Annotated in this window: 23 protein-coding genes; 4 read left to right on the top strand and 19 right to left on the bottom strand. The window is 64.6% G+C overall.

Annotated elements, in window-relative coordinates; translation table 11 throughout:
• Window positions 1-120 precede the first annotated feature (120 nt).
• From JQ572_RS09340 to JQ572_RS09320, 5 genes are all read right to left on the bottom strand, one after another.
• Window positions 121-3,216 carry a MexW/MexI family multidrug efflux RND transporter permease subunit gene (locus tag JQ572_RS09340; protein WP_211382713.1) on the bottom strand — a complete coding sequence of 1,032 codons (3,096 nt, stop codon included), beginning with the start codon at window positions 3,214-3,216 and terminating at the stop codon, window positions 121-123.
• A gap of 67 nt (window positions 3,217-3,283) precedes the next feature.
• On the bottom strand, window positions 3,284-4,477 hold the full coding sequence (locus JQ572_RS09335; protein ID WP_211382712.1) for an efflux RND transporter periplasmic adaptor subunit: 1,194 nt from the start codon (window positions 4,475-4,477) through the stop codon (window positions 3,284-3,286).
• Window position 4,478: 1 nt separating this feature from the next.
• Complete coding sequence (locus tag JQ572_RS09330) at window positions 4,479-5,180, bottom strand: TetR/AcrR family transcriptional regulator (RefSeq protein ID WP_211383527.1); 702 nt, start codon at window positions 5,178-5,180, stop codon at window positions 4,479-4,481.
• Window positions 5,181-5,314: 134 nt separating this feature from the next.
• Window positions 5,315-5,905, bottom strand: a complete 591-nt coding sequence (locus JQ572_RS09325) for a thiamine pyrophosphate-dependent enzyme (RefSeq protein WP_211382711.1) — start codon at window positions 5,903-5,905, stop codon at window positions 5,315-5,317.
• Complete coding sequence (locus JQ572_RS09320) at window positions 5,902-6,447, bottom strand: phosphonopyruvate decarboxylase (protein ID WP_211382710.1); 546 nt, start codon at window positions 6,445-6,447, stop codon at window positions 5,902-5,904. Before JQ572_RS09320 ends, JQ572_RS09325 begins: the two co-directional genes overlap by 4 nt.
• A 107-nt stretch (window positions 6,448-6,554) precedes the next feature.
• Here JQ572_RS09320 and JQ572_RS09315 point away from each other — a divergent pair, with 107 nt between their 5' ends.
• Window positions 6,555-7,775: a cytochrome P450 gene (locus tag JQ572_RS09315; protein ID WP_211382709.1), complete on the top strand. Its 1,221-nt coding sequence runs from the start codon at window positions 6,555-6,557 to the stop codon at window positions 7,773-7,775.
• A 137-nt stretch (window positions 7,776-7,912) separates the two neighbouring features.
• On the opposite strand, the gene JQ572_RS09310 is transcribed toward JQ572_RS09315, so the two are convergent.
• The 9 genes from JQ572_RS09310 to JQ572_RS09270 all read right to left on the bottom strand — a co-directional run bounded on the left by JQ572_RS09310 (window position 7,913) and on the right by JQ572_RS09270 (window position 17,457).
• Window positions 7,913-8,776 carry a sugar phosphate isomerase/epimerase family protein gene (locus JQ572_RS09310; RefSeq protein WP_211382708.1) on the bottom strand — a complete coding sequence of 288 codons (864 nt, stop codon included), beginning with the start codon at window positions 8,774-8,776 and terminating at the stop codon, window positions 7,913-7,915.
• Window positions 8,776-9,966, bottom strand: a complete 1,191-nt coding sequence (locus JQ572_RS09305; RefSeq protein ID WP_211382707.1) for a dihydrodipicolinate synthase family protein — start codon at window positions 9,964-9,966, stop codon at window positions 8,776-8,778. Before JQ572_RS09305 ends, JQ572_RS09310 begins: the two co-directional genes overlap by 1 nt.
• 10 nt (window positions 9,967-9,976) lie before the next feature.
• Window positions 9,977-11,128: a Gfo/Idh/MocA family protein gene (locus JQ572_RS09300; RefSeq protein WP_211382706.1), complete on the bottom strand. Its 1,152-nt coding sequence runs from the start codon at window positions 11,126-11,128 to the stop codon at window positions 9,977-9,979.
• Window positions 11,125-12,522 carry a hypothetical protein gene (locus JQ572_RS09295; protein WP_211382705.1) on the bottom strand — a complete coding sequence of 466 codons (1,398 nt, stop codon included), beginning with the start codon at window positions 12,520-12,522 and terminating at the stop codon, window positions 11,125-11,127. Before JQ572_RS09295 ends, JQ572_RS09300 begins: the two co-directional genes overlap by 4 nt.
• A gap of 202 nt (window positions 12,523-12,724) precedes the next feature.
• The gene (locus JQ572_RS09290) at window positions 12,725-13,573 is read right to left on the bottom strand and encodes an ABC transporter ATP-binding protein (RefSeq protein WP_211382704.1); all 849 of its coding nucleotides are present in this window, start codon (window positions 13,571-13,573) and stop codon (window positions 12,725-12,727) included.
• Window positions 13,570-14,562, bottom strand: a complete 993-nt coding sequence (locus tag JQ572_RS09285) for an ABC transporter substrate-binding protein (RefSeq protein ID WP_211382703.1) — start codon at window positions 14,560-14,562, stop codon at window positions 13,570-13,572. The genes JQ572_RS09290 and JQ572_RS09285 overlap by 4 nt, the downstream gene beginning before the upstream one ends.
• A gap of 84 nt (window positions 14,563-14,646) precedes the next feature.
• Window positions 14,647-15,456 (bottom strand): ABC transporter permease, encoded by an 810-nt coding sequence (locus JQ572_RS09280; protein WP_211382702.1) that lies wholly within the window; start codon window positions 15,454-15,456, stop codon window positions 14,647-14,649.
• Between the two features lie 286 nt (window positions 15,457-15,742).
• Window positions 15,743-16,450: a TetR/AcrR family transcriptional regulator gene (locus tag JQ572_RS09275; protein WP_211383526.1), complete on the bottom strand. Its 708-nt coding sequence runs from the start codon at window positions 16,448-16,450 to the stop codon at window positions 15,743-15,745.
• A gap of 158 nt (window positions 16,451-16,608) precedes the next feature.
• On the bottom strand, window positions 16,609-17,457 hold the full coding sequence (locus JQ572_RS09270) for a VOC family protein (RefSeq protein WP_211382701.1): 849 nt from the start codon (window positions 17,455-17,457) through the stop codon (window positions 16,609-16,611).
• A 209-nt stretch (window positions 17,458-17,666) separates the two neighbouring features.
• On the opposite strand from JQ572_RS09270, the gene JQ572_RS09265 reads away from it, so the two are divergent.
• Together JQ572_RS09265 and JQ572_RS09260 are read left to right on the top strand one after the other, a co-directional pair.
• Window positions 17,667-18,560, top strand: a complete 894-nt coding sequence (locus JQ572_RS09265; RefSeq protein ID WP_211382700.1) for a sugar kinase — start codon at window positions 17,667-17,669, stop codon at window positions 18,558-18,560.
• An 18-nt stretch (window positions 18,561-18,578) separates the two neighbouring features.
• Complete coding sequence (locus tag JQ572_RS09260; RefSeq protein ID WP_211382699.1) at window positions 18,579-19,496, top strand: ribokinase; 918 nt, start codon at window positions 18,579-18,581, stop codon at window positions 19,494-19,496.
• On the opposite strand, the gene JQ572_RS09255 is transcribed toward JQ572_RS09260, so the two are convergent.
• Window positions 19,497-20,717 carry an NAD(P)/FAD-dependent oxidoreductase gene (locus tag JQ572_RS09255; RefSeq protein WP_211382698.1) on the bottom strand — a complete coding sequence of 407 codons (1,221 nt, stop codon included), beginning with the start codon at window positions 20,715-20,717 and terminating at the stop codon, window positions 19,497-19,499. It lies immediately after the preceding gene.
• Window positions 20,718-20,956: 239 nt separating this feature from the next.
• Here JQ572_RS09255 and JQ572_RS09250 point away from each other — a divergent pair, with 239 nt between their 5' ends.
• Window positions 20,957-21,751, top strand: coding sequence for an enoyl-CoA hydratase/isomerase family protein (locus JQ572_RS09250; RefSeq protein WP_211382697.1), 795 nt, complete (start codon window positions 20,957-20,959; stop codon window positions 21,749-21,751).
• Window positions 21,752-21,755: 4 nt separating this feature from the next.
• Here the strand turns inward: JQ572_RS09250 and JQ572_RS09245 are convergent, their stop codons facing one another.
• The 4 genes from JQ572_RS09245 to JQ572_RS09230 form a co-directional block, all read right to left on the bottom strand.
• Entirely contained in the window at window positions 21,756-23,096 is a 1,341-nt protein-coding gene (locus JQ572_RS09245) for a TRAP transporter large permease (protein ID WP_211382696.1), read from the bottom strand.
• Entirely contained in the window at window positions 23,093-23,671 is a 579-nt protein-coding gene (locus JQ572_RS09240) for a TRAP transporter small permease (RefSeq protein WP_211382695.1), read from the bottom strand. Before JQ572_RS09240 ends, JQ572_RS09245 begins: the two co-directional genes overlap by 4 nt.
• Before the next feature lie 188 nt (window positions 23,672-23,859).
• Entirely contained in the window at window positions 23,860-24,855 is a 996-nt protein-coding gene (locus JQ572_RS09235; protein ID WP_211382694.1) for a TRAP transporter substrate-binding protein, read from the bottom strand.
• 56 nt (window positions 24,856-24,911) lie between these two features.
• Window positions 24,912-26,630: an IlvD/Edd family dehydratase gene (locus tag JQ572_RS09230; protein WP_211382693.1), complete on the bottom strand. Its 1,719-nt coding sequence runs from the start codon at window positions 26,628-26,630 to the stop codon at window positions 24,912-24,914.
• Between the last annotated feature and the right edge of the window lie 156 nt (window positions 26,631-26,786).

The raw sequence follows: 26,786 nt of genomic DNA, 5'->3' as shown, positions 1-26,786 counted from the left end.
AACCTAGCAAGAAGGCCGCTCCTTGTCTCGCCGGCGGAACCGCGGATGACCCCGGGCGATAACGAAAAAGGGCGGCAACGGGTTGGCCGCCGCCGCCCTCCGGTTCGCTGATCTGTGACCTCAGGTCGGCCGCAGCGCCTTGTTGCCGAGATCGAGATCGTTGACCTGCTTATTCCGCTCGGAATCGGCCGCCGCGCGATGGTCGGTCGCCAGCACCACGTACACCGCAGGCAGCACGAACAGCGTGAACAGCGTGCCGATCGACATGCCGGCGACGACCACCAGACCGATCGAGAAACGGCTGGCCGCACCCGCGCCGGTCGCGGTCAGCAGCGGGATCAGGCCCGTCACCATCGCGGCCGTCGTCATCAGGATCGGCCGCAGCCGGATGCGAGCCGACATCTCGATGGCCGAGCGGCGGTCGAGCCGCTCGTTGACCTGGAGCTCGTTGGCGAACTCCACCATCAGGATGCCGTGCTTGGTGATCAGACCAACCAGCGTCAGCAGACCGACCTGGGTGTAGATGTTCATGGTCGCTGCGCCGAAGAACAGCGGGATCAGCGCGCCCACGATCGCCATCGGCACCGAGATCATGATGACGAGCGGGTCGCGCAGGCTTTCGAACTGCGCCGCCAGCACCAGGAAAATGATGACGAGTGCGAAGCCGAACGTGATCGCGAGCTGGTTGCCCTCCTGCACATACTGCCGGCTGTCTGCGAGATAGTCGTGGCTGAATCCCTGTGGCAGCTTCTTGGCCTCGCTTTCGAGGAAGTCGACCGCCGCGCCGACAGTCACGCCCGGCATCGGCACCGCCGAGAAGGTCGCCGAGTTGAGCTGATTGTAGTGGGTCAGCGAATTGGGGGCGGTCTTCGTCTCGATCGATACCAGGGTCGACAGCGGAAGCTGTTGACCGGTATTGGTCGTCACGTAGAAGCCGCCGAGCGCTTCCGGCGAGAGCCGTTGGCCGCGCGGCACCTGCGGGATCACCTGGTAGGAACGACCCTCGAGATTGAAGCGGTTGACATAGTTGCCGCCAAGCAGCACGGCGAGCGCACTGCCGACGTTCTGCATGTTGACGCCGAGATCCTGAGCCTTGGTGCGGTCGATCTTCACCGTTACAGTCGGCTGATTATAGGCGAGATCGCTGTCGGAGACGATGAACATGCCGCTCTTGCGGGCGGCGTCCTTCAGCTTCTCCATCTGCTCAAAGACGGCCTGGAAGCCCGCGGTCGAGTTAATCACCATCTGCACGGGAAGGCCGCCCGGCCCGCCCGGTAGCGGCGGCAGGTTGAACGCGAAGGCCTGAACGCCTTCGATCTTGGAGAGCTCGGCCTGCACCAGTGACTTCAGCTGAATCGAGGAACGCTTCCTTTCGTCCCACGGCTTCAGCAGCATGCCGGCGATGCCGCCTTGCGGGCCGTTGATGCCATTCAGCACGAAGCGCAGATCGGTCTCGGGGAATTTCTGGAACTCCTTGTCGAGCTTTTCGCCATAGAAATCGACATAGTCGATGTTGGCGTATTTCGGCGCCTTCGTCACCGCGAACACGATGCCCTGGTCTTCCTCCGGCGCCAGCTCCTTCGAGGTGTGCATGTAGAGAAAGCCGACGAGCCCGAGGATGGTCACCGCGAACAGGCCGGTAATGGCCTTGTAGTCGAGCGAGCGGTCGAGCCTGCGGCCGTACCACCGCGTGACCGCGCCAAAGACCCTGTTGACGAGCTTGGCGAAACGACCTTCTTCGGCATTCTTGAGGAGCACCGAGCACATCATCGGCGACAGCGTCAGCGCGATCACGCCGGACACGATCACCGAGCCGGCAAGCGTGAAGGCGAATTCGCGGAATAGCGAACCGGTCAGGCCGCCCAGGAAGCCGATCGGCGCGTACACGGCCGCGAGCGTGATCGTCATCGAGACGACCGGACCGACGATTTCGCGCGCGCCCTCCAAGGCCGACTGCACGGGCGTCTTGCCCTCTTCCAGATGCCGATGGATGTTCTCCACCACGACGATGGCGTCGTCGACCACCAGGCCGATCGCGAGCACCATGGCAAGCAGCGTCAGCAGGTTGAAGCTGAAGCCGAGCGCCAGCATCAGCGTGCAGACACCGATCATCGACAGCGGAATGGTGACGACGGGAATGATGACCGAACGGAACGACGCCAGGAACAGGAAGATCACCACGATCACGATGATCACGGCTTCGCCCAACGTCTTTTCGACCTCGTCGATCGAGGATTGGATGAACTTGGTCGAATCGTAGGCCACCTTCATCTTCATCGACGGCGGCAAATTGCGCTCGAGTTCGGGGAACAGCGCGCGCACACCCTTGACCAGCGTCAGCGGGTTGCCCTGCGGGGTTGCCTGGACACCGATGAAGATCGCGTGCTCGCCGTTGAAGGCGACGCTCGCGTCCGTGCTTTGAGCTGCAAGCTCGACGGTCGCGATGTCCTCCATCCGTACGAAGCCGCCGTCCTTGGCCTTGACGATCATCTTCTTGAACTGGTTGACGTCGGTGAGGCCGGTATTCGTCGAGATGTTCGAGACGATCAGGTAGCCCTTGGTCTGGCCCGCCGCGGACTGGAAGTTGTTGGCGGCGATCGCCGCCGCCACATCGGCCGGCGAGACGTTGCGGCCGGCCATCTTTACCGGGTCAAGCCACAGCCGCATCGCGAAAGTCTGGCCGCCGAGGATGTCGGCCGAGGCGACGCCGTCGACGGTCGACAGCACCGGCTGCACCACGCGCGTCAGATAGTCGGAGATTGCCGATCCCGACAGTTCCTCGGACGAGAAGCCGAGATACATCACGGCCGTAGTCTGGCCCGTCGTCTTGGTGACGATCGGATCGTTGGATTCCTTCGGGATCAGGTATTTGACCGAGTTCGTCTTGGCCAGCACCTCGGTGAGTGCCTGGTTCGGATCGAAGTTCAGCTTGATGTAGACCTGGATCGTCGAGGTGCCGAGCACCGAGGACGAGGTGATGTAATCGACGCCCTCGGCGGAGGCGACCGCCTGCTCGATCGGCGTGGTGATGAAGCCTTGGATCAGGTCGGCGGACGCGCCGGGATAGACGGTCGTGATGTTGATGACCGTGTTCGAAAGCTTCGGATATTGCCGGATCGGCAGCACCATCGCCGCGCGCAGGCCGATCAGCAGGATCAGCAGGCTGACGACGACCGACAGCACCGGTCGTTTGATGAAAATGTCGGTAAAGCGCATCGCGTCGATCTCGATCTCTTTGTCTCAAGAAACGTGATCCGGCCAGGCCGGATCACGCGAGCACATGTCAGTAACGCGGCGGTTGCGCCGGGATTGCCGGAGCCGGGTCGGTCGAAATCGACACCGCTGCGCCCGATTGCAGCTTGAGCTGGCCGACGGCGACGACCTTGTCGCCCGGCTTCAGGCCTTTGAGGATTTCAGCACGACCCTCGACCCGGTTGCCGGTCTGCACGAAGGTGCGCACCGCGGAAAGGCTGGTCTTGCCGTCCGCATCCTTCTTCTCGGTGATCACGAACACGGAGTCGCCGTACAGCGTGTAGTCGACCGCCGTTTCCGGCACGGTGATCACCGCCGGCTTGTCCGGCAGCACCACGGTGGTGGTCACGAACATGCCGGGCTTGAGGATCTTCTCCGGATTGGCAATGGTCGCCTGCACGCGGATGTTGCGGGTATCGGTCGCGATCTGCGGCTCGATCGTGGTGATCTTGCCCTCGAAGGTGCGGCCCGGATAGGCGTCGACCCTCAGCCTGACGACCTGACCAACCTTGAGGTTGCCGGAATCCTTTTCCGTCACCGTGAAGTTGGCCCACAGCTCCGACAGATCGGTCAGCGACACGATGGCCGTGCCGGCCGTCAGATACTGGCCGACCTCGACCTTGCGGACGCCGAGATCGCCGGAGAACGGCGCGCGGACCAGCTTCTGCGAGATCAAGGCCTCGGTCTTGGCGATGCCGGCCAGCGCCTGGTCGTAGGCGGCCTGCGCGGTGTCGACGGTCGCCTGCGGACCGAACTGGCGCGAGGCCAATTGCTTGGCGCGGTCGAGCGACAGCTGCGCGACGGTCGCCTGCGCCTTGTAATTGGCGAGGTCGCCCTGCTCCGGCATGTCGAACAGCTGCACCAGCGGCGTACCGGCTTCGATATGGGTACCCGGTTCGAACTTGATTTCGGTGACGCGGCCGTTGACGTCGGCGCTGACATCGACCTGGTGGACGGCGACAAGGGAGCCGACCGCGGTGAGCAGGTTCGGCACCACCTCGGACTTCGCTTCGGCCGCGCTGACTGCCGTCGGCGGCGGCTTGTTGTTGGCGAAGAACTGCTTGATCATCTGGCCGCGGAAATAATTGAACCAGACGAGGCCGCCCACGAGCACGCCCAGGAGCGTGCCGACGATGATGAACCAGAGCACCGGCCGGACCGGACGCTTGGGAGCCTTGTTGTCGATCGGTTCGCCCGAAATCTTGTGTTCGGTTACGATGTTCATGTCATGCACTTTCTGCAATCGCCGTCTTGCCCGCACAACCGGCCTGATTGCGGCCCAAATGCGAAACAATTGCGGCGTCGTTAAGTCCGATACCCCTCAGGAGAAACTCACACAGCTGCCGCTCGAGATCGTTCGCCCTGCCGTAGGCGAGGCAGGGCGTGGCCGGCAGCCTGGTCAGCGCAGCCGTCATCACTGAATGATGCGCGAACCAGAACAGGTTGAGCGGATCGCCAGCGCACGGCCGCGCGTCCCCGGCGGCAACGGCGCGCTCGAGCGAAGCGACGAAAACAGCCCCGATCAGCGTCTCGATCTTGGCGTATAGCAAACGGGCGAATTCGCCGTCATCCAAATGGCTCGTGGCCATCAGTCGCAGGCGCTGGGCCTCTTCCTGGTCGGGCCCGTCGGCGATGTGGAGGAAATGTTGGACCATGCCGCGGATCAGTTCGACCAGGGTGGCCGTCGAGGGCTCCCGCTCGAGCAGCTCCATCAATGCCGGGTCCGCCTCGCATTCGTCGCTGAGGATCTCGGCGTAGAGCGCCGCCTTGGACGGGAAATGCTTGAATAGCAGCGCCTCGGAAATGGCAGCCGCAGCCGCCACGCTCTTCGTCGTGGTGCCGGTATAGCCGTGTCGGGCAAAGCAGCGCTTTGCGGCGCCGAGGATCAATTGACGCCTCAGGTCGCTCGTCATTCGCAGTGAGCTCATGCGCGGTGAGTAAGCACTCACCCACGCAAAAGTCAAGCACTATGCTGCATCGCAACCTGAGTGCGTTGTAGTTTCAGTGGAAATCGGCCTCGCCTGCACGGCCACCGTGCAGACCAGTGCGCCGGAACGCGCACCTAGATCGGTTGGAAGCCGAGGTCACCGCGGATCCGGTTGACGACGTAGGTCCCGTCCCGGCTGGGCAAGATCCGCTCCAGATTGGCGCTGTCGATCTTCACATTGGCAAAGCGCGGACCCGCCGCGACGTCGTGGACGGCTTTGGCGAAGGCTTCGACCTCGGCCATGGTCGTGACGGATCGGCTGTCCTCGATGCCGCAGGCCCTGGCGACGCCAACGAGATCGGCGGCCGCCGAGGTGTGGCTAGTCTGGCCGCCGGTCTCGCCATAGGCCTCGTTGTCGAGCACGACGATCGAGAGGTTGGGCGGCTTCTGCAGGCCGATGGTGGCAAGGCTCCCCATGCCCATCAGCATCTCGCCGTCGCCGGTGATGACCAGCACCGGCAGCTTCGGCTGCGCCAGCGCGAGCCCCAGCCCGATCATCGCAGCGCCGCCCATGCCGCCCCAGAGATAGAAGTTGCGGGCGTGATCGCCGGCCGCGCACATGTCGTTGGTGGAGGCCCCGAGGCCGCCGATCGCAACCACGTCCTTGCGGTCCGCGAGCAACGAGGACACCACCTGGCGGCGGTCGAGGAGATTGGCTTTGCTCATTTGGCGAAGACCTTGGCGCCGATCAGGCGCTGCGACAGCAGGACCGCGGTGGGCGTGAGCGCGTTGTAGGCCTGCGCCGCCGCCGCCTCGAGCACGGCCGGCACCTCGGCCGCATCGGAGGCGCGCAGCACCTTGACCCCGGAGAGTTCGAACACGCCCTGCGTGGTCGATCCCATCGGCACCTGCCACGGATTGAACTCGCCCCACTCGCCGCGCATCGTCACGAGCGTGAGGAACGGAAAACGCAGGATCGGGATCAGCGACAGCATGTTGATGCAATTGCCGACCCCGCTCGATTGCATCAACAGGACGCCGCGCTGTCCGCCGGTCCAGGCACCGGCGAGAAGTGCCACGCCCTCCTCCTCCGTCGTGAGCGGAATGCCGCGCATCGAGGATGAAGCCAGCACGCGGCTGATCAGCCTGGAATGGCCGGCGTCGGGCACGTAAGGCACCTGCCGGACATCGAAGCGTTGCAAGGTCGCGAAGATATCGTCGGGCCATGTCGGCGCCGTCGTCTCGGCAGCGTCAGCGCGGGCGTGCATTTTCCTGTCCGGTCGGCTTGCAAATCAGGACCCGACTGTAGACGGTGATCCCAACCGCTCGAAAGAGCGAAAACAGCATATCGGTCTCAACCGGCGAGTATGGCGGCATGAACGCAGATGCGAAAGAACTGGCGGCTCATTTTGATCTGGAGAAGCTGACGGCGGAATTCTACGACGATCCCTACCCGACCTATCGTGCACTGCGGGAGAACGAGCCGGTCAAGCGCCTCCCCAACGGCACCGTGTTCCTGACCCGCTACGACGACCTCGTCACCACCTACAAGAACACCAAATCTTTCAGCTCGGACAAGAAGCGCGAGTTCGCGCCGAAATACGGCGACACCCCGCTCTACGAGCACCACACCACCAGCCTCGTCTTCAACGATCCGCCGGCGCATACGCGCGTGCGCCGCCTGATCATGGGCGCGCTGTCACCGCGCGCGATCGCGGGGATGGAGCCTGATATCGTCAGGCTGGTCGACGGCCTGCTCGACGCCATTGCCGCCAAGGGTGCCTGCGAGCTGATCGAGGATTTCGCCGCCTCGATCCCGATCGAAGTGATCGGCAATCTGCTCGACGTGCCCCATGACGAGCGCACGCCACTGCGCGACTGGTCGCTGGCGATCCTCGGTGCGCTCGAACCCGTGGTGTCGAGCGAAGTGGCGGCGCGCGGCAACACCGCGGTGAAGGACTTCCTGGCCTATCTCGAAACGCTGGTTGCGCGCCGGCGCGAGAAGCCCGGCAATCCCGAGCGCGACGTGCTGACACGCCTGATCCAGGGGGAGGAGAACGGCGAGCGGCTGACCGAGAAGGAGCTACTGCACAATTGCATCTTCCTGCTCAATGCCGGTCACGAGACCACCACCAATCTGATCGGCAACGGCCTCGTGGCGCTGCACTGCAATCCGGACCAGAAGCAGCGGCTGATCGACAACCCGGATCTGATCAAGACCGCGGTCGAGGAGATGCTGCGCTACGAAAGCTCGAACCAGCTCGGTAACCGCATGACCACCGAACGGGTCGAGCTCGGCGGCGTCGTGCTCGATGCCGGCACGTCGGTGACGCTGTGCATTGGAGCTGCCAACCGCGACCCCGTGCAGTTTCCGAATCCCGAACGCTTCGATGTCGCGCGGTCGCCGAACCGGCATCTCGCCTTCGCCACCGGCGCGCATCAATGCGCCGGCATGGCGCTGGCGCGGCTGGAAGGCGCCATCGCGATCTCGCGCTTCCTGGCGCGCTTCCCGGACTATGCCGTCAGCGGGCGGCCGGTGCGGGGCGGACGGGTGCGGTTCCGCGGGTTTTTGAGCGTGCCCTGCGCGATCGGCTGAGGCCCCACAACAGAATTGTCGAAAACAACCCCATGCACAGTAGGCGGTGGTCGCCGCGAGATGCCCCGGCGACTCCGTGCAACCGTTTGATAGTTCAGGCGATCAGCGGCGCTGCGCGCGATGGATACCGGGGAAGGCTAAACGACCGTTTTGTGCCGTTCGATGCAGGTGCGCAGCACTTCATCCATCGGCTTGCCCCACCAGTCGTTGGAGAAAATCTCGATCTCCGAAAAGCCGGCAAAACCCTGGGCCTCGACCGCGGCGCGCGCCGATTTGATGTCGATGACGCCGTCGCCCATCATGCCGCGGTCGTTGAGGATGTCCCTGGTCGGCACCAGCCAGTCGCAGACATGGAACGCGAGCAGGCGGTCCTTGCCGGCGCGCGCGATCTGACCCATCAGCTCCGGATCCCACCAGATGTGATAGACGTCGAGCGCGACGCCGAGCATGCCACTACGGCCAGGGTCGAGCCGGTCGCAGATGTCGAGCGCCTGCTTTGTCGTGTTCACGCAGGCGCGGTCGGCCGCATAGGCGGGATGCAGCGGCTCGATCGCCAGCGGCAGTTTTGCTTGCCTCGCGTAGTCTAGCATCTCGGCCAAGGCATCCTCGACCTGCCCGCGCGCCGCCACGATATCTTTCGAAACCTCGCTGCCCGGCCGCGAATATTGCGGCAGGCCGCCGACGACGAGCACGATGCAGGGTGCACCCATGGCCTTGGCTTCATCGACACAGCGCCGGTTGTCGTCGCGCACCTCGCCCCGGCGCGACGCGTCGGAGGTGAACATGCCGCCGCGGCAATAGCCCGACAGTTCGAGGCCGGCCTCGCGCACCGCGCGCGCGGCGCGATCGAGACCGACGGCTGCGACCTGGTCGCGCCAGGGATCGATGGCGCGGATGCCGTGCTTTGCACAGGCATCGATGATCTGAACGAGGTCACCCTGCTTGCGGACCGTCGCCGTGTTCAGCGACAGCCAGCGATGGTCGGACGAGAAATCACGCATCAGGATTCGATTCCGTGCGTTGAGAGCACCGCCTTCATCCGCCGCGTCGCCAGCTCCGGATTGGCAAGCAGCCCGGCCTTGTCGGCCAGCCGGAACAGCTCGGCCAGATGCAGCGTCGAGCGCGTGCTCTCCTGCCCGCCGACCATGGTGAAGTGGTCCTGATGGCCGTTGAGATAGGCCATGAACACCACGCCTGTCTTGTAGAAGCGTGTCGGCGCCCTGAAGATGTGGCGCGACAACGGCACCGTCGGCCCCAGCACGTCGTGGAAGCCGGCTTCGTCACCCGCCGCAAGCCGCGACAGGGCGTAGGAGGCCGCCGGTGCGATCGCATCGAAAATGCCGAGCAGCGCATGGGAAAAGCCCTGCTCGTCGCCGGCGATCAGCTCCGCATAGTTGAAGTCGTCGCCGGTATACATCTTGATGCGCTTGTCGAGGCGACGGCGCATGTCGATCTCGCGCTGCTTGTCGAGCAGCGAGACCTTGACGCCATCGACCTTGGCGGCGTTGTTGTTGATGATGGCCACGGCGGTGTCCATCGCCCCGTCGAGATCCTTGGTGCCCCAATATCCCGTCAGCGCCGGATCGAACATGTCGCCGAGCCAGTGGATGATCACGGGCTCGCGAACCTGCGACAGCACCCGGTCATAGACTCTTGCATAATCGTCGGCGTTGCGGCCGAGCTTGGCCAGCGCGCGCGACGCCATCAGGATGATGCGGCCGCCGACCTTCTCGACCGCCGAAATCTGCTCCTCATAGGCGCGGATCACGTCGTCGAGACTCTTGGCATCCTCGACCGCGAGATGATCGGTGCCGGCGCCGGAGAACACCATCGCGTTGCGCCGCTTCGCGGCGGACACCGAGCGCGTGATCAGCTCCAGCGAGGTCGGCCAGTCCAGCCCCATGCCCCGCTGCGCGGTGTCCATGGCTTCGGCGACGCCAAGCCCGAGGTCCCAGACGTGCTCGCGGAAGGCGATGGTCTTGTCCCAGTCGACCGCGGCGGAGAGCCAGGGATCGTTGTCGGCGAAGGGATCGGTCACGGTATGGACGGCCGAGAACGCGATGCGGTTCAGCGGGCCCTCGAGCTTGGCCGGAAACGTTCGCGACGCCGCGAGCCGGTAGGTCTCGATCGAGCGATCGGCCTTCGGCAGCTTCAGCGATAGGGACGACATTGGCAGGACGGGCTTGTTCATGTCTGCCTCCTCAGACCTTGATCGGGGCGACGTCGATCCAGCGCCGCTCCTTCCAGCTCTTCAGCGCGCATTCGGCGAGCTGTACGCCCTTGACGCCTTCGAGCAGCGTGAACTTGTAGGGCGCATCCTCGTAGACGTGGCGGATGAACATCTCCCACTGCTCCTTGAAGCCGTTGTCGTAGGTGACGTTGTCGGGCAGCTTCTGCCAGTCGCCGTAGAAATCGTGCAACCGTTTCTCGTCGGGATTCCACACCGGCCTCGGGGTCGCCTGCCGCGCCTGAATCATGCAATCGGAGAGACCCGCGACCGCGGAGCCGAGCGTGCCGTCGACCTGGAAGGTGACGAGGTCGTCACGATAGACGCGCGTCACCCAGGACATGTTGATATGGGCGATGACGCCGCCCTCGAGCTGGAAGGTTGCATAGGCGGAATCGTCTGCCGTCGCCTTGTACTTCTTGCCCTGCTCGTCGTAGCGCTCGGGAATGTCGGTATTGCCGATGCAGACCACGCTCTGGACATTGCCGAAGAGGTTGTCGAGCACGTAGCGCCAGTGACAGACCATATCCAGAATGATGCCGCCACCGTCCTCGTCGCGATAATTCCAGGACGGCCGCTGCGCCTCCTGCCAGCCGCCTTCGAACACCCAATAGCCGAACTCGCCGCGCACCGAGAGGATGCGGCCGAAGAAGCCGGAATCGCGCAGGAAGGCGATCTTCTTCAGGCCGGGCAGGAACAGCTTGTCCTGAACCGTGCCGTGCTTGACGCCCTTGGCGTTGGCAAGCTTGACGACCTCGAGCGCCTCCTCGAAGTTCGTCGCAATCGGCTTCTCGCAATAGACGTGCTTGCCGGCATTGATGGCCTGGGTCAACAGGCCGGGCCGGGCCTGCGTGGTCGCGGCGTCGAAGAACATGGTGTCGTTCTTGTCGGCGAGCGCGGCGTCGAGGTCGGTGGTCCAGCGCGTGATGTTGTAGCGCTTGGCAAGCGCCTCGACCTTCTCGGCGCTGCGGCCGACCAGGATCGGATCGGGCATGATGCGGTCGCCGTTCTTCAAGCGGACGCCGCCCTGCTCACGGATCGCGACGATCGAGCGGATCAGATGCTGGTTGAGCCCCATGCGGCCGGTGACGCCGTTCATGATGAGGCCGAGGCGTTGGGTGGTCATGCCAATTGCTCCTGAAGTGATGTTGGCTGTTCGAGCGGGCGGAGCGCCGGCCAGTCCGGATGGACCGACGTCGCAAACCCCGCAGCGTGAAGCGATCCCGTCAGGAGATCGCCGTCGTGGATGGAGAGCCGGATGCCCTGCCCGGCATCGGCGTAGAGATCGGGATGTGCGGCCGCGAAGGCCTGCGCTTCGGCGGCGGGCGCCTCGCCAAAGCCATCGACATAGTGATGGCCGTTGCGTTCGGCATGGGTGACGCCGATCAGAGCGCCAAGCGCGAGATCCTGCTGGACGGCAAGGCCGGGCTGACAGGTCAGGTCCTCGCCGGTTACGAAGAACCTCTCTCCGCCCTCGCTCCATTTCGCCGCGCGCGTTGCGTTGACGATGGACTTGTAAAGGCCCTTGCAGGATTTCGAGGAGATGCCGTGATAGCCGAGGGCCCGCGCCGCCGGGAAGGCGTCATAGGAATCATCCGCCTCGTCGATGATGAAGCCGCGTGCAGCCAGCGAGCCGAGCGGCGACTGCCGGGTGATGTCGCGCGGCATCGGCTGTTCGACATAGAGCAGGCGCGAGGCGATCGGCCGCAATGCGGCGTCATGATCGAGGCGATTGACCAGGGCATGCAGTGCGTCGAGATCGGCGTACTGCTCGTTCGCGTCGAGCGTCACCTTATAGTCATGACCAAGCGCCTCGAGCTCCGTGCCGATGCGTGCCAGCCGCGTCGCATCGGCCGATGGGTCACCCGACAGCTTCAGCTTGAAGTACCTCGCGCCGGCGTTCTCATGGACATCGGCAACGCCGCCCTTGCCTTCGACGATGTCGTCGAGGCCGACGGTATGCCTGATAGCAACGCGCGGCAGCGGCTTCCGGGCGGAGAGAAACGTCGTGACATCCGTTTCCTTCAGGTCTGGCGAAAGCCGCGCATCGATGCCGGCAATGTTGCCGGCCATGCCGTCGAAAAAGCTGGTCTCGGCGGCCCGGAGCAGCGCATCGAGGATCGCCTTGTCAATTTCCGCGGGGCCATAAGCCGCCGCGAGCGCCGGAATGTTCTTCTTCGCACAAGTCGCGACCTGGGCGCCGAGGCACGCGGCATGCAGATCGAACGCGGTCTGAAATCCAGTGCGCGCCAGATAAAGACCGCGTGCGATCTGAAGCGAGCGCCGCAGGCCGTCGACCGTCTGCGCCGGCGACAGCTCCGGCCGCTTGTCGAACCATTTTGGCACCAGCAGTTCGGCGCTGGCGCCGACCGCACTGCCCCTGCCCTCCACCTCGATCTCGACCCGCACGAACAGCTGCGGCGTCGCGTTGATGGTGATGGCGCCAAAGCGGAACGGCCGCGCGAAATGCACGGGTCGTTCGAAGAAGGCGATGTCTCGCAGCTTCAGGCGGGGGGCCATGGTGTCACCTGGCTCCCGAGATGTGACTCAGGTGGCAGTGCACCTCTCCCGCTTGCGGGAGAGGTCGGCGCGCAGCGCCGGGTGAGGGCTTTCTTCCCTTGGGGGTTCTCGCGAGTGGAGACACCCTCTCCCCAGCCCTCCCCCGCAGGCGGGGGAGGGAGCGCACCGCGCATATGGCCCGTTCAGAGAACACCATAACCACCTAGTCCAATGCACCCTGTGAAAAGAAGTGCTTGCGGATGCGTTGCACGAGCTCGGTAAACACCGGATCGGCCATCACGTCGAGCGAGCGCGGGCGCGGCAGCGGCACGTCGTAGATCGCGGCGACCGCGCCGGGCCGTTCGGTCATGACCAGCACGCGGTCGGCGAGGAACACGGCCTCGGGAATCGAATGCGTAATCAGCAGCACGGTCTTCTTCGTCTCGCGCTGGATCCGCATCAGCTCGACATTCATGCGCTCGCGCGTCAACGCATCGAGCGCGCCGAACGGCTCGTCCATCAGCATGATCCTGGGATCATGCACCAGGGCGCGGCAGATCGAGGCGCGCTGCTGCATGCCGCCGGAGAGCTGCCAGGGCAGCTTCTTCTCGAAGCCTTCCAGCCCGACCAGCTTCAACAGCGCCTTGGCGCGGTCGAGATATGTCTGCCGCGGCAGCCGCTTCATGTCGATCGGCAGCATCACGTTGGACAGGATGTTGCGCCATGGCAGCAACAGCGCGTTCTGGAAGACGATGCCGACATTGCCGTGCGGCGCCGTCACCTTCTCGCCCTCGACCAGGATCTCGCCCGCCGTCGGCGGCAGCAATCCCGAGATCAGCTTGAGCAGCGTGGACTTGCCGCAGCCGGACGGGCCGACCACGACGAAGAACTCGCCGTCGTTGATGTGGAAGTCGAGCGGCCGCAGCGACGGCACATCGCCGTCGCGCGTCCGGTAGGTCTTCGACACGCCTGATAGCCTGATGCCCGACGCATCGCCGACAGCCCGGTCGCTCACCAGTCTCAGATGCGCGGCCGGCTGCACGGTGTCACTCGATATAGTCGCTGGTTTCACGAGCCGCTCTTCGGCAGATAGTCGTTGGTGTAGAAGGCTTTCGGGTTCTCCTTGGCCTTGGCATCGAGCCCGCCATATTCGACCATGAGGTTGACCGTATCAGTCATGTTCTGGTCGGTGACCTGGAATGGCCGCTTGCTCTTGGTCTCGGGGGTCCGGTAGAGCGGAACGGTCAGCTCAAAGCCCTGCGTCAGGGTATCGATCTTGCCGCCCTTGGGGTTGGCATCGAGGATCGACTGCGCCGCCGCCTTCGGCTCCTTCTCGGCGGCCTCGACCGCCTTGGTCGTCGCCGACATGAAGCGGCGGACGAGGTCGGCATTGGCCTTCACGTAGTCGGAGTTGGCGATGATGCCCGAGGAGACCATGTTGATGCCGTAGTCGGCGAACTTGATCGGATAGACATCCTTGCCGGTGGCGTCCTTGATCTTCATCGACTGGTCCATGACGTAGCCGAGCAGAAGATCGGCCTGGCCGTTGATGACCGCGTTGAGCTTGGTCTGGCCGTCGCCGGCGACCGTCTGGAAGTCGCTTTCCTTGAGGCCGGTCTTCTTCAGGAACAGCGGCCAGATCTGGGTCATGGAGTCGGCCGGCGTGATCGCCACCGTCTTGCCCTTGATGTCTTCGGGCTTCCTGATGTTCTTGTCGACGAAGCCCATCGCGGACATCGGGCTGGTCTGGAGCAGCACACCGGTCGAGACCACAGGTGCGCCCTTGATCGCGGCGCGCATCATGGTGGGCACGTCGACATAGCCGAAGTCGGCGGTCTTGGCGGCGACCGCCTGCGTGGTCGCAGCGGAGCCGCGGCCTTCCTGTATCTCGAGATCGATGCCTTCGGCTGCGTAAATGCCCTTGGCCTTGCCGTAATAGAACGGCGCGTGCTCGCCATAGACGTACCAGTTCAGCATCAGCACGACCTTGTCGGCCGCTTGCGCCGGCATGGCCGCGAACACCATCAGCGCCGCAGAGACAGCTCCTATCCACCGCTTCATCGTCACTCTCCCTTGTCGTTGTTGCTTATGTGCTGTTACTTATGTTCTGTTGCTTGGGCCGTTGCTGGCCGCTCGTTGCTTTAATTATGCTGCGAAAATCACGTCCTCGCGCTGGCTGACATGCCAGGGAATGACCAGCTTCTCGATCCGGTCCACGATCCAGAACAGCATCACGCCGAGCAGCGCCAGGATCACGAGCGCTGCAAACATGGTCGGAAGGTCGAAGGTTCCGATCGAGCGTTGCATCACATAACCGATGCCGGAATTGGAGCCGACGAACTCGCCGACGACGGCGCCGACCACGGCCAGCGTCACCGATACTTTGAGGCCGGAGAAGATCGCCGGCAGCGCATGCGGCAGGTTCACGGCACAAAACACCTGGAAACGGCTGCCCTGCATGGCGCGGGCGAGATCGACCATATCGGGATCGACAGATTTGAAGCCCTGGACGGCGGAAACCACCACCGGGAAGAAGCCGAGCAGGAACGCCGAGATCACTTTCGGAATGATGCCGAAGCCGAACCACACCACAAACAGCGGCGCGATCGCGATCTTCGGCACGGACTGCGAGAACACCAGCAGCGGATAGACGTAGCTCTCCACCGTCTTCGACCCCGCGATCAGCATCGCGACCGGAATGCCGAACAGCGCCGACAGCAGGAAGCCGCAGACGGTCGCATAGGTCGTCGGCCAGGATTGCCGCAGCAGTTCCGGCCAGTCGGTGCGCAGCACCGCAAGGACATCGCCCGGCGACGGGATCTGGTAGGCGGGGATCCTGAACAGCCGGATCGCCAGGTCCCAGGCGACGACGATGAAGACGAGGAACAAGAACGGCCGAACCCAGGCCGCATTCAGCATCTTGGACACCGCACTTTGCGGCTTCAACTCAGCCACGTCTCACTCCCGGCATTCTTGTTCGTTCTGGGGAGAAATTAACCCGTTGGATAAATACTGTCCAGCCCTTTCCCTGTGACGTTTGCGCCGGGGTTCCGGGATTCGGAGGATGCGTTGGTGGCGCCGCATCCTCGGTGTCATTCCCCGCGAAGGCGCAATCCAGGACGCCGCGGCCTATCCGTATTCCTTCACCGTGTCTGGAATACTGGATCGCCCGCTTTCGCGGGCGCGGTGAGAGATTGGTGAGGCGGGAGAGTACCCGTTGGGCGGCGCGCGAATTGCGCCGCTAAACCGTCTGCGCCACCGTCGCGCGCTTTTTCGGCGCTTTCACCACGTCGAACAGCGCGGTCGACTGCCCCGTCAGCGCCGCCAGCACGAGGCCGACCATGTGGGCGAGCCGCTCGTCCTTGGCTTTCTTGTCCAGCAGATCGCGGCCGAAGATCACGCTCAGCGTCGCCGAGTTCGACAGATAGAAGAAGCAAAGTCCCGCGATCGAGATGTAGAGCTGTACCGGATCGACCGCGACCTGGAAGTCGCCGCTGTCGACGCCGCGCCGCACCACGGTGCGGATCATCTCGACGAAGGGCGAGTGCATCGACTTGACCTTGGTCGAGCGCTTCAGGTGCTTTGCGCGCGCGAGGTTCTCGGTCTGCAGCAGCGACAGGAACTCGGGATTGCGCAGGAAGTAATTCCAGGTGAACTCGATCAGGCGCCGGATCGCCTCGGGCGGATCGAGATGCTCGAGATCGAGCCCCCTTTCCTCGCTGCGGATCTTGTCATAGGCGCCTTCGAGCACCGTGAGATAGAGCTCGTCCTTGTTGCCGACGTGATAGTAGAGCATGCGCTTGTTGGCGCCGGCCTTGGCCGCGATCCGGTCGACGCGGGCGCCGGCGAGCCCGTGAGCCGAGAATTCCTGCTTGGCGGCTTCGAGAATGCGCAGCCGCATCCCCTCGGGATCGCGCTGCCATTTCAGAGTTCGCTTTGCCTTCGCTATCGCCAAACCGGTCGCTCGCTGGGTGCTGTCAGGATGCCGTGTAACACGCGCGCGCCGTCATTGCGAGGTGCCCTTGCGACGAAGCAATTCAGACTGTCTCCGGTGAGGGATGCTGGATTGCTTCGCTACGCTCGCAATGACGAGCGGAGAGACCGGCCTCAATCCACCGGCTTCGGCGAGCGCTCCAGCAGCACGGTCTGGATGCCGCAGGTGCCGCTCCGCACCGTCATCACCCGCGTGCCCGGCTTGCGGCCGTTGCGGACCTCGGTGACGTCGAGGCCGCCGGCGATCAGTCGGGCGCGCGTGGCGTCGATGTCGGCCACCCGCCAGCTCAGGCCCCAGAGACGGTCGCGCGTGAGGTCGCCGCCCGCGACGGGGCGGCGCACCACCTCGACGACGAGATCGCCGCAGCGGAAGAACATCAGCTGGCCCCAGTCCTGATGCGAGCGGTCGAGCGCCAGATCAAGCCCGAGCCGCGCGCCGTAGAGCGCGGCGGCACGCTCGGAATCCTCGGTGGTGATCACGACGTGGTCGAGCGCGTCGATCGGCGCGATGTCGGTCGCGGGCGAGAGTGGGCGCTCGTCGGCAAGTTCGAGGAAGAACATGCGCAACCCGCGCGTCAACTCGGTGGCCGCGCGCGTCCGTTTCCAGTGCAGGACCGCGCCGCTCTCCGCGTCGCCGCTTTCGACCTCAGCCACCGGATCCGGTTTGAGCGCCACCCGCTCCAGCCGCCGGTGCATCCTGCTCATGTCCGCGACACGAAAGCACAGGCTCGCGAGCATGCCTTCCTGGTCGTCCAGCAGCGCGCGCATGCGGTCGGCGATGACGCTGGAGCCGCTCGGCGCCATCAATTCGATCGTCATGTTGGCAAGGGTGAACAGCACCCGGTCGGCGCCCTCGCCCGAATTCTGCCAGGCCGGCGCCCGTCCGAGCAGCGTCTGATAGGCCGCCCTGGCCGCACCGATGTCCCTGACCAGAGCGACGACGTGATCGAGACCGGTGATCATCTTTCCCCCGTTGATCGACCCGGAACCATGGACCGAAAGACGGCGTTTGCCCGGGCTTGGCATTGCCCTGTCATGGTCGTATTCCGGCCCCATGCCGACCTCAAGCGCTTCGGGCGGCGGTTTTGCGAATAATTTCAGCGGCCCCTCGGCGGAACCGGTGTTACAGTAAGCGCGCCGGCCGGGACCACAAAGCGCATCACGGACAAGCAATGCAGGCTCTCTTCATCGGACAGACCTATATCGACGTCGTCTTCATTACCGACCACATGCCGACCGGCGACGAGAAGCACGTGGCGACCGACTACGCGGTCTCTTTCGGCGGCAATGCGGTCACGGCGGCGTTCTGCTGCGCCAAGCTCGGCATCGTGCCCGATCTCATCGCCACCGCGGCCAACGACTGGCTCGGCCGCATGTTCATGGACATGTGCGCAAAGTACGGAATCTCGCTGCATGGGCGGAAGGTCAACCAGTCCTCGCTCTCCTTCATCATGCCCAAGGACGGCAAGCGGGCCATCGTCCGCTGCCGCGACGACGATCACATCCACCCATTCCCGATGCTCAATCTCGGCGGCTGCCGCGTGCTGCATGTCGACGGCCATCAGCCGGATGCCGCGCTCCACTACGCAAAAGTCTGCCGCGAGGCCGGCATCCTGACCTCGCTCGACGGCGGCGGCCTGCGCACCAACACGCACGAGCTGCTCGAATTCATCGACGTCGCCATCGTCGCCGAGCGCCTGTGCGAGCAGATGGACCTGACGCCGGAGAAGATGCTCGACTACCTCAAGAGCCGCGGCTGCAAGATCGGCGGCATCACCATGGGCGAGAAGGGCCTGCTCTGGTACAACGAGACAGGCGCGGTCGAGGTCATGCCGGCGATGCCGATCCCGCGCGAGCGCGTGATCGACACCAACGGCGCCGGCGACGTCTTCCACGGCGCCTATGTCTATTCCTACCTTGCCCATCCCGGCAAAAGCTGGCGCGAACATTTCGATTTTGCCCGCGCCGCCTCCACCTTCAAGATCCAGCGCCTCGGCAACGAGGCCGGCCTGCCGACGCTTGTCGACATCGCCAAGGTCCGGCACGAGTTCGAAATCAGGGTTTAGGGTTCGCTGAGGTCTCGCATGGGGCGCGTCTTCGTCGCCGGCAGCATCAACATGGATGTGGTGGCGACGGCCGATCGCCACCCCAGGGTGGGCGAGACCGTCGCCGGCAAGCAGGTGTTGTATTTCCCGGGCGGCAAGGGCGCGAACCAGGTCGTGGCGGCGGCGCGGCTCGGTGCCGGCACCACGCTGATCGGACGGCTGGGCCAGGATTCGTTCGGCGCCGAGCTGAGGACATTTCTCGGCGACCAGGGCATCGACCTCGGCTATCTCCAGCAGACCCCCCAGGCCCACACCGGCACTGCGATCATCACGGTGGCGGAGGCGGACAACACCATCGTCGTCATCCCCGGCGCCAATTCGCTGCTCAGCGCCGAGGATGTCCGTGTCGTGCCGCTCGTGCAGGGCGACGTCGCCGTCAGCCAGTTCGAGATTCCCCTGCCCACGATCGCCGCGTTCTTCCATCGGGCGCGCGAGGCCGGTGCGATCACGCTGCTCAACCCGGCCCCGGCGCAGAAAATGTCGAGCGAATTGCTCGCGCTCGTCGACATCCTCGTGCTGAACGAGACCGAGCTCGGCTTCTTCGCCGGCGCCGAGCTCTCCGAGAGCGACGAGGCCGCGCGGATCATCGCCGTGGCGCGGCAGCTTCAGGCACGAGATGACCAGACCATCTGCGTCACCCTCGGCAAGCGCGGCCTGCTCGCGCTCGCTGGACGCGATGAGCTTGCGGTGCCCGGCCGCGTGGTGAAGGCGGTCGACACGACGGGCGCCGGCGATTGCTTCGTGGGCGCGCTTGCCGCACAACTGGCCGATGGCGCGCCGCTGCGCGCGGCACTCGCCTATGCCAACATCGCTGCCTCGATCAGTGTGCAGCGCATGGGCGCCGGGCCGTCGATGCCGACGGCTGCGGAAGTGGCGGCGGTGCTCAGCGCCGGCTGATCACGCCAGCGCGCTCTTCAGATCGAAACTTTCGTCGGCGGCCTGCGCCGGCGTGATCGAGCGGTCCATGCCGAGCAACCTGCGGCCGAACATGTGATCGCCGGCGCGGTTGATCGATTCGATGCCGAGCAGATTGTCGCCCTTGTAGCAGAACGCGGAGAACGCCTTGTTCGCAGGGCTGCCGCGCAGCACGACGCGGTCGTAGCCGGTGGTGAGGCCGGCGATCTGGAGCTTGTCCTCGCCCTGGTCGCTCCAGAACCAGGGATGGCTGTCATAGGCCTTGCGGTCGCCGGTCAGCCGCGCCGCGAGGCAGCGGGCGTGGTCGGTGGCGTTCTGCACCGATTCCAGCCGAAGCGATCCGCCGAAGCGCGGGCTGGCGAACAACGCGCAATCGCCGATCGCCGAGATGTCGGGGTCGGCCGTCGCAAGAAATTCGTCGACGATGATGCCGGCGGCAACGGGAAGCCCCGCCTCCGCCGCGAGCTCGATATTGGGCAGCACGCCGACGCCGACCACGACGAGATCGGCGGGCAGATGCCTTCCGTCGCTCAAGGAAACACCGGTGACCTTGCCACCGTCGGCCTCGATGGAAGTTGCCTGCACGCCAAGATGAATGCGGATGCCGGCGTCGCGATGCCGTTGCTGGAAGTATTCCGAGACCTCGGCCGTCACCGCGCGCGCCATCACGCGCGGGGCGAGCTCGAGCACGTCGACCTCGAGGCCCTTGATGCGGGCGGTGGCCGCGAATTCCAGCCCGATGAAGCCGGCACCGATGACCACGACGCGGGTCTTCGACGGAATGATGCTTCGCAGCGCCTCGCTCTCGTCGAGGATGCGCAGGTACATCACGTCGGGAAGGTTCGCGTTGGGCAGATCGAGCAGCCGGTTGCGCGCGCCCGTCGCCAGCACGAGGTGGCCGTAGGGCAGCGCCTTGCCCGAAGCGAGCAGGACCTTGCGTCCGGCGCGGTCGATCGACACCGCGCGGTCCGCGATCAGCTCGATGGTCTGGTCATGGTAGAATTTCTCCGGCCGGAACATCAGGCTCTCCGGCCCGGCCGAGCCCTTGATATAGGCCTTGGACAGCGGCGGCCGCTGATAGGGCAGATGCGCCTCGTCATTGATCAGGCAGATGGGAGCGGAAAATCCCGCCTGGCGCAGGGATGCCGCGACCTGATAGCCGCCATGGCCAGCCCCGACGATGATCACCGGACCATCAGTCATTGGAACAGCCCATTTCCGGAGACACGAGCGTCACCCATGTCGTCTCCTCTCTCGCTGATTTTGGCTTTGCTTGCCCAGGAGAAGCCGGCGCTCGTGTCCGTCCCTCAACGAAGGCAGTGCATTTGACCCTATCGTTCCGGCCGACGCAAGAGCCTCCGCCGGCCGCTCGCGCCGGGGATTGTCACCCCTCGCCTTCTGCGATTTAGTTGCAGAAATGACCTCCTGCCGGGGATTTTCCAATGACCGCTCCCGTCTCCCGACCCGATGATCCCGCCCTGCTGCGGATCGACGGCCCGATCGCGACCATCACGCTGAACCGGCCCGCCGCGTTCAATTCGATCAACCTTGCAATCGCGCAAAAGCTCGAGCAGCTTGCGGCCTATCTCGAGGGCGCCGACGACATCAAGGTGGTGGTGATCGAGGGCGAAGGCCGCGCCTTCTCGGCCGGCGGCGATCTGCAGACCATCGGGGCCGCCGCCGAGGCGGGCACGGTGACGCCTGTCGTCGGCGAGCTCCTGAAGCACTACCACGCCTTCATCGAGATGATCCGGCGCATGCCGAAGATTTCGCTGTCGAGCGTGCACGGCTCGGCCGCCGGCGCCGGCATGGGCCTCGCCTTCGTCACCGATCTCTGCATCGCCGCCGACGACGCCAAGTTCACGCCGGCCTATGCCAAGATCGGGGTGTCGCCGGACGGCGGCTCGACGGTCGGCATGGTCGGCACGGTCGGCTCCCGCCGCGCGCTGCAGATCTTCCTGTCCGAGGACAATTTCACCGCGCAGCAGGCCCTCGAATGGGGCCTCGTCGCCAAGACCGTTCCGGCGACCGAGCTGAAGGCGGCGACGCGGCAGCTCGCCGAGCGGCTGGCACAGAATCCGCTCGCCGCGATCGCCGGGACCAAATCGCTGGTCTATCAGGCCGCCACCACGCCGGTGAAGCAGCAGCTCGACGCCGAGGAGCACAGGATCATCATGGCGATGAACACGGACGAGTTTCGCGTCGCCGTGAAGAAGTTCACGAGCAAGGGCAAGTAGCCCTTCACCGCGGACAGATGTACCCCGTGCCCGCCGGCGACTTGAAGCAGCCGACCGATTCGGGGAGCACCTGCCGCGGCAGCCACAGCACCACGCTCGGGAAGTAGATCGCGAACGCGATGGTCGCGAAGAACACGAGGTAGATCGGCAGTGCCGCGCGGAGCGCTTTTGCGAAACTGACGCCGACGAATTTCGACGCCATCAGCAGCACCAGGCCATAAGGCGGCGTGATCAGGCCGAAGGCGAGCGTGGCGATCAGCACCACGCCCATATGCACGCCGTTGATGTCGCCGGCTTCCGTCAGCGTGTTGACCAGCGGCATGAAGATGATGATGGTCGGGACCGGTTCGATGAAATCGCCGACCACCGTGAACAGCAGCACCATCAGCAGCATGATCAGATGCGGATCGTTGCCGGCGATAGAGGTGATGACGTCGGCGATGTAGCTCGCACCGCGTAAGTAAGCGAGCATCCAGCCGAACGCATTGGCAGCGCCGATCGTGATCAGCGGCAGCGAGAAGATCAGCCCGGCAAGGCAGAAATCATACGGGATCTTGCTGATGTGCCCGCGGTTGAGCGCGGGGATCACGACCAAGACGATCCAGGCAACGGCGACGACACCGGCTTCCGTCGGCGTGAACCAGCCGGTCAGGATGCCGCCCAGCAGGATCACCGGGATCATCAGCGGCAACGCCGCATCGCCGGCCGCGAACACCACCTGCCGCAGCGGCGCGCGCGGCTTGCGCAGGCCGGAGGGGCCGAAGAAATAGCAGTAGATCATCAGGCCGAAGCCGATCATCAGGCCCGGCACGACGCCTGCCATGAACAGGCCGGCGATCGAGACGTTGCCCACCGCGCCATAGACCACGGCGGTGATGCTCGGCGGCACCAGCGCCGCGATGGTCGAGGCCGAGGCGATGATGGCGGCGATAAAGGCGGGCTCGTAGCCTTCGCGCTTCATCGGGCCGCCCAGCGCACGGCTCATCACCGCGACGTCGGCGGTGGTCGAGCCCGACATCTCCGAGAAGAACATGCTGAAGACGACCACGACCTGGGACAGCCCGCCCCTGATGTGCCCGACCAGCGACACCGACAGGTTGGCTATTCGCACCACCACGTTGGCCGAGCTCATGAGCTCGCCGACCAGCAGGAAGAACGGGATCGCGAGCAGCGCCTCGGAATCGACGCCGTCGAATATCTTCTGGATGATCGCGGCGAGCGAAACGTCCGACAGGATCGCGCCGATGAAGACGCCGGCCATCAGCGAGAACGGCACCGGCACGCCGAGATAGCCGAACGACAGGAAGCAGATCGTCATCAAGGCCAGGACGATGGGTGCACTCACGGCTGTGCCCTCATCTGCGCGTCGGTGATGACGGGTGCGCCGTCCTCCTCCGGCGGCTCGGAATGGTCAAAGCCGTTGCGCAGGCCGTTGACGAGCTGCTCGATGGTGAACAGGCCGATCAAGACGCCCGATAGCGGGATGATCGCATAGAGCGAGGCAATCGGCGTGCCCGACGGCAGGCGAAAGCTGCCGAAACCGCGGAGATAGTTCTGATAGCCGTACCAGATCAGGCAGAAGGCGACGCCGAGCACGACGAGGCGGATGATCACTTCGACGATCAGCCGCGGCGTGCCGTGCATCGCCTCGGAGATCGCGGTGAGATAGAGATGGTCGTTACGCCGCGTCGCTGCCGCCGTGCCGACGAAGATCGCGTAGATGAACAGGGTCGACGTCACCTCCTGAAGCCACAGCCAGGGATGACCAATCGTGCGGGTGACGATGTCGGCGGTCACCGACAGCGAGAAGCCGAAGCAGAGCACGCCGCAGAGGATCATCAGCACGAGCTCGAGCCAGTCAAGCCAGCGCCATTTGAGGTGGCGCTGGCGCTGAACGAGCAGCTTGTCGGCGATGGCCATCTACTTCCTCGTCGTCCCGGAGCTATCGCCTGCGACAGCTGGGAAGCTGCCGATCGTGCTCGGCCTCGATGGTTCGAGACGCCGGCTTCAGCCGGCTCCTCACCATGAGGGTCTGATATCTCGCCGCGAAACGCGACCTCACCCTGAGGGCCCGCCGCAGGCGGGCGTCTCGAAGGATGGCCGCCGACCTAATTGATCGACCGGATCAGATCCTTGATCTTCTCGGCGTGCGGGCCGAGTTCCTTGGCGAGCTTGTCGAGATAGGGATCGGCGATCGCCGCGAAGCTCTTCTTGTCGACGTTGTCGACGATCTTGACGCCCATCTTCTTCAGCTTGTCGGCCGCGGTGCGTTCGAGGTCGAATGCCTTCTGCGGCTCCTTGGTGCTGATCTCGTTGGCCGCGGTCTGCACCCACCCCTTCTGCTCGGCCGACAGGCTCTGCCAGAGCTTGTCGGAGATGAACACCAGCGCGTTGTTGGCCTCATGCTCGGTGATGTTCAGGACCGGGGCGACCTCGTAGTGCTTGTTGACGAGGTACACGTTGATGCTGTTCTCGGCGACGTCGACCACGCCGGTCTGCAAGCTCGTGTAGACGCTGCCGAACGGCATGTGCACGGTCTGGGCGCCGTAGGCCGGGAACATGGTGTCCTCGGTCGCGGTCGCCTGCACGCGAATCTTCAGGCCCTTGATGTCGCCGACATTGTGGATCTCCTTCTTGGAGTACATGTGGCGCACGCCCTGCGAGCCGGTCGCGATCACATGCAGGCCCTGCGTGGTCTCGTCGATCATGGTCTTGAGCGCCTCGAACACGCGGGGATCCGCCAGCCCCTTGACCACGTGGTTCTCGTCCCGGAATAGATAGTGCAGCGACATCACGCCGGCTTGCGGCGAGATCGTCGCGGTGTTGGCCGATGAGATGATCGAGAACTCGACATCTCCGGCTTTCACGAGCTGGAGCACCTGCGGCTCCTGCCCGAGCTGCGCGCCCGGATACTGGTCGATGATCATGGTGCCCTTGCTCAATTCCTTGAGCTTGTCGGCAAAGAGGTCGCCCGCGATGGAATAGCCGGTGTTGCGCGGCTGGTCGTAGGCGAAGCGATAATGCTTCACCTCCTGTGCCCCGGCCCCGGTGACGAACAGCATGGCGGCCATGGCCACCAACCCACGCATGGATCGTGCAATCATCGTTTCCCCCTGTGTTATCGCCCGCCGCTTGTGCGGTCTGGGCGTTCGTTGCTCGGTCAGCCTGTCTCGGTCTTCTTCCCAGTCCTCTGCATGAAATCGAAGTCGCAGCCCTCGTCGGCCTGCATGATGGTCTCGTTGAACAGCCAGGCGTAGCCGCGCCGCGCTTCGTCCGGCGCAGCCGCGGGCTTCAATGCGCCGCGACGCCGTTCCAGCTCCGCGGTGTCGACCAGCAGCTCGATGCTTCGCTTGGCAACGTCGAGGCGGATCATGTCGCCGTTCTTCACCAGGGCCAGCGGTCCGCCGACGGCGGATTCCGGCGTGATGTGAAGCACGATGGTCCCGAACGCGGTGCCGCTCATGCGCGCATCCGAAATGCGCACCATGTCCTTGGTGCCGCCGCGCGCGAGCTTCTTCGGAATCGGCAGATAGCCCGCCTCCGGCATGCCGGGCGCGCCCTTCGGGCCGGCATTGCGCAGCACCAGCACGTCGTCGGCGGTGACGTCGAGATCGGGATCATCCACGCGAAGCGTCATGTCCTCGACGGACTCGAACACCACCGCGCGCCCGGTGTGCTGCAACAGTTTAGCGCTCGCGGCCGATTGCTTGATCACCGCGCCGCGCGGCGCGAGATTGCCGTGCAGGACGGCGAGCCCGCCCTCCTTCTTGATCGGATTGTCGCGCGGGCGGATCGCGTCCTGGCCGGGCACGTCTTCCGCATTCGCAACGATGTCGCGCAGCGTCTGGCCGCTGATGGTCCCGGCATCGAGATCGACGAGGTCGCCGAGCTGCGCCAGTAACTTCGGCACGCCGCCGGCGTGATGGAAATGCTCCATGTAATGCTCGCCGGACGGCTTGAGATCGACCAGCACCGGCACTTCGCGGCCGATCTGGTCGAACACCGCGAGATCGAGCCGGTGCGGCGAGCGATGCGCCATCGCGGTCAGATGAATCAGGCCGTTGGTCGAGCCGCCGATCGCCTGGAGCACCACTTGCGCATTTTTAAAAGACGCCGGCGTGAGCACCTCGCTCGGCTTCGGGCCCTTGGTCTTGGCCATCTCCGCGGCCACCCTGCCGCTGGCCTCCGCAAGACGGAAGCGCTCGGCATGCGGCGCCGGAATCGTCGCGCTCATCGGCAGCGACAGGCCCATGGCTTCGATCATGCAGGCCATAGTGGAGGCCGTGCCCATCACCATGCAGGTGCCGACCGATGGCGCGAGACGGCCGTTGACCGCCTCGATCTCCGCATCGTCCATCTCGCCGGCGCGATATTTTCCCCAGAGCCGGCGGCAATCTGTGCAGGCCCCCAACACCTCGCCCTTGTGATGGCCGACCACCATGGGGCCTACGGGAATGACCACGGTCGGCAAATCGGCACTGATCGCGGCCATCACCTGCGCGGGAAGAGTCTTGTCGCAGCCGCCGATCACGATCACCGAATCCATCGGCTGGGCCCGGATCATCTCCTCGGTGTCCATCGCCATCAGATTGCGCAAATACATCGAGGTCGGATGCGCAAAGCTCTCGGCGATCGAGATGGTCGGAAACACGAACGGCATCGCGCCGGACAGCATCACACCGCGCTTGGCGGCCTCGATGATCTGCGGGACGTTGCCGTGGCAGGGATTGTAGTCGCTGTAGGTGTTGGTGATGCCGACGATCGGGCGCTCAAGCGCGTCGTCGGAATAGCCCATGGCCTTGATGAACGCCTTGCGCAGGAACAGCGAGAAGCCGGCATCGCCGTAGCTCGTCAGACCCTTGCGCAAGCCACTCGTCATCATGCCACTCCAATCACCATGCCATTGTCGTACAGTCTGCTCCCCGATTGTCAATAAGATAGGCGTCCAACCGGCAATTTCTGCATTGCCGCACCGCCAAAGGAACAGATTATTGACAATCCTGGCCTTCCCTGCTCCACAGGAGGCACCGGCGCG

Origin of the sequence: Bradyrhizobium sp. SZCCT0153 (assembly GCF_018129995.1) — a bacterium.
Taxonomy (GTDB): Bacteria; Pseudomonadota; Alphaproteobacteria; order Rhizobiales; family Xanthobacteraceae; genus Bradyrhizobium; species Bradyrhizobium japonicum_G.
This window is presented reverse-complemented; position numbering and strand designations above follow the sequence as displayed.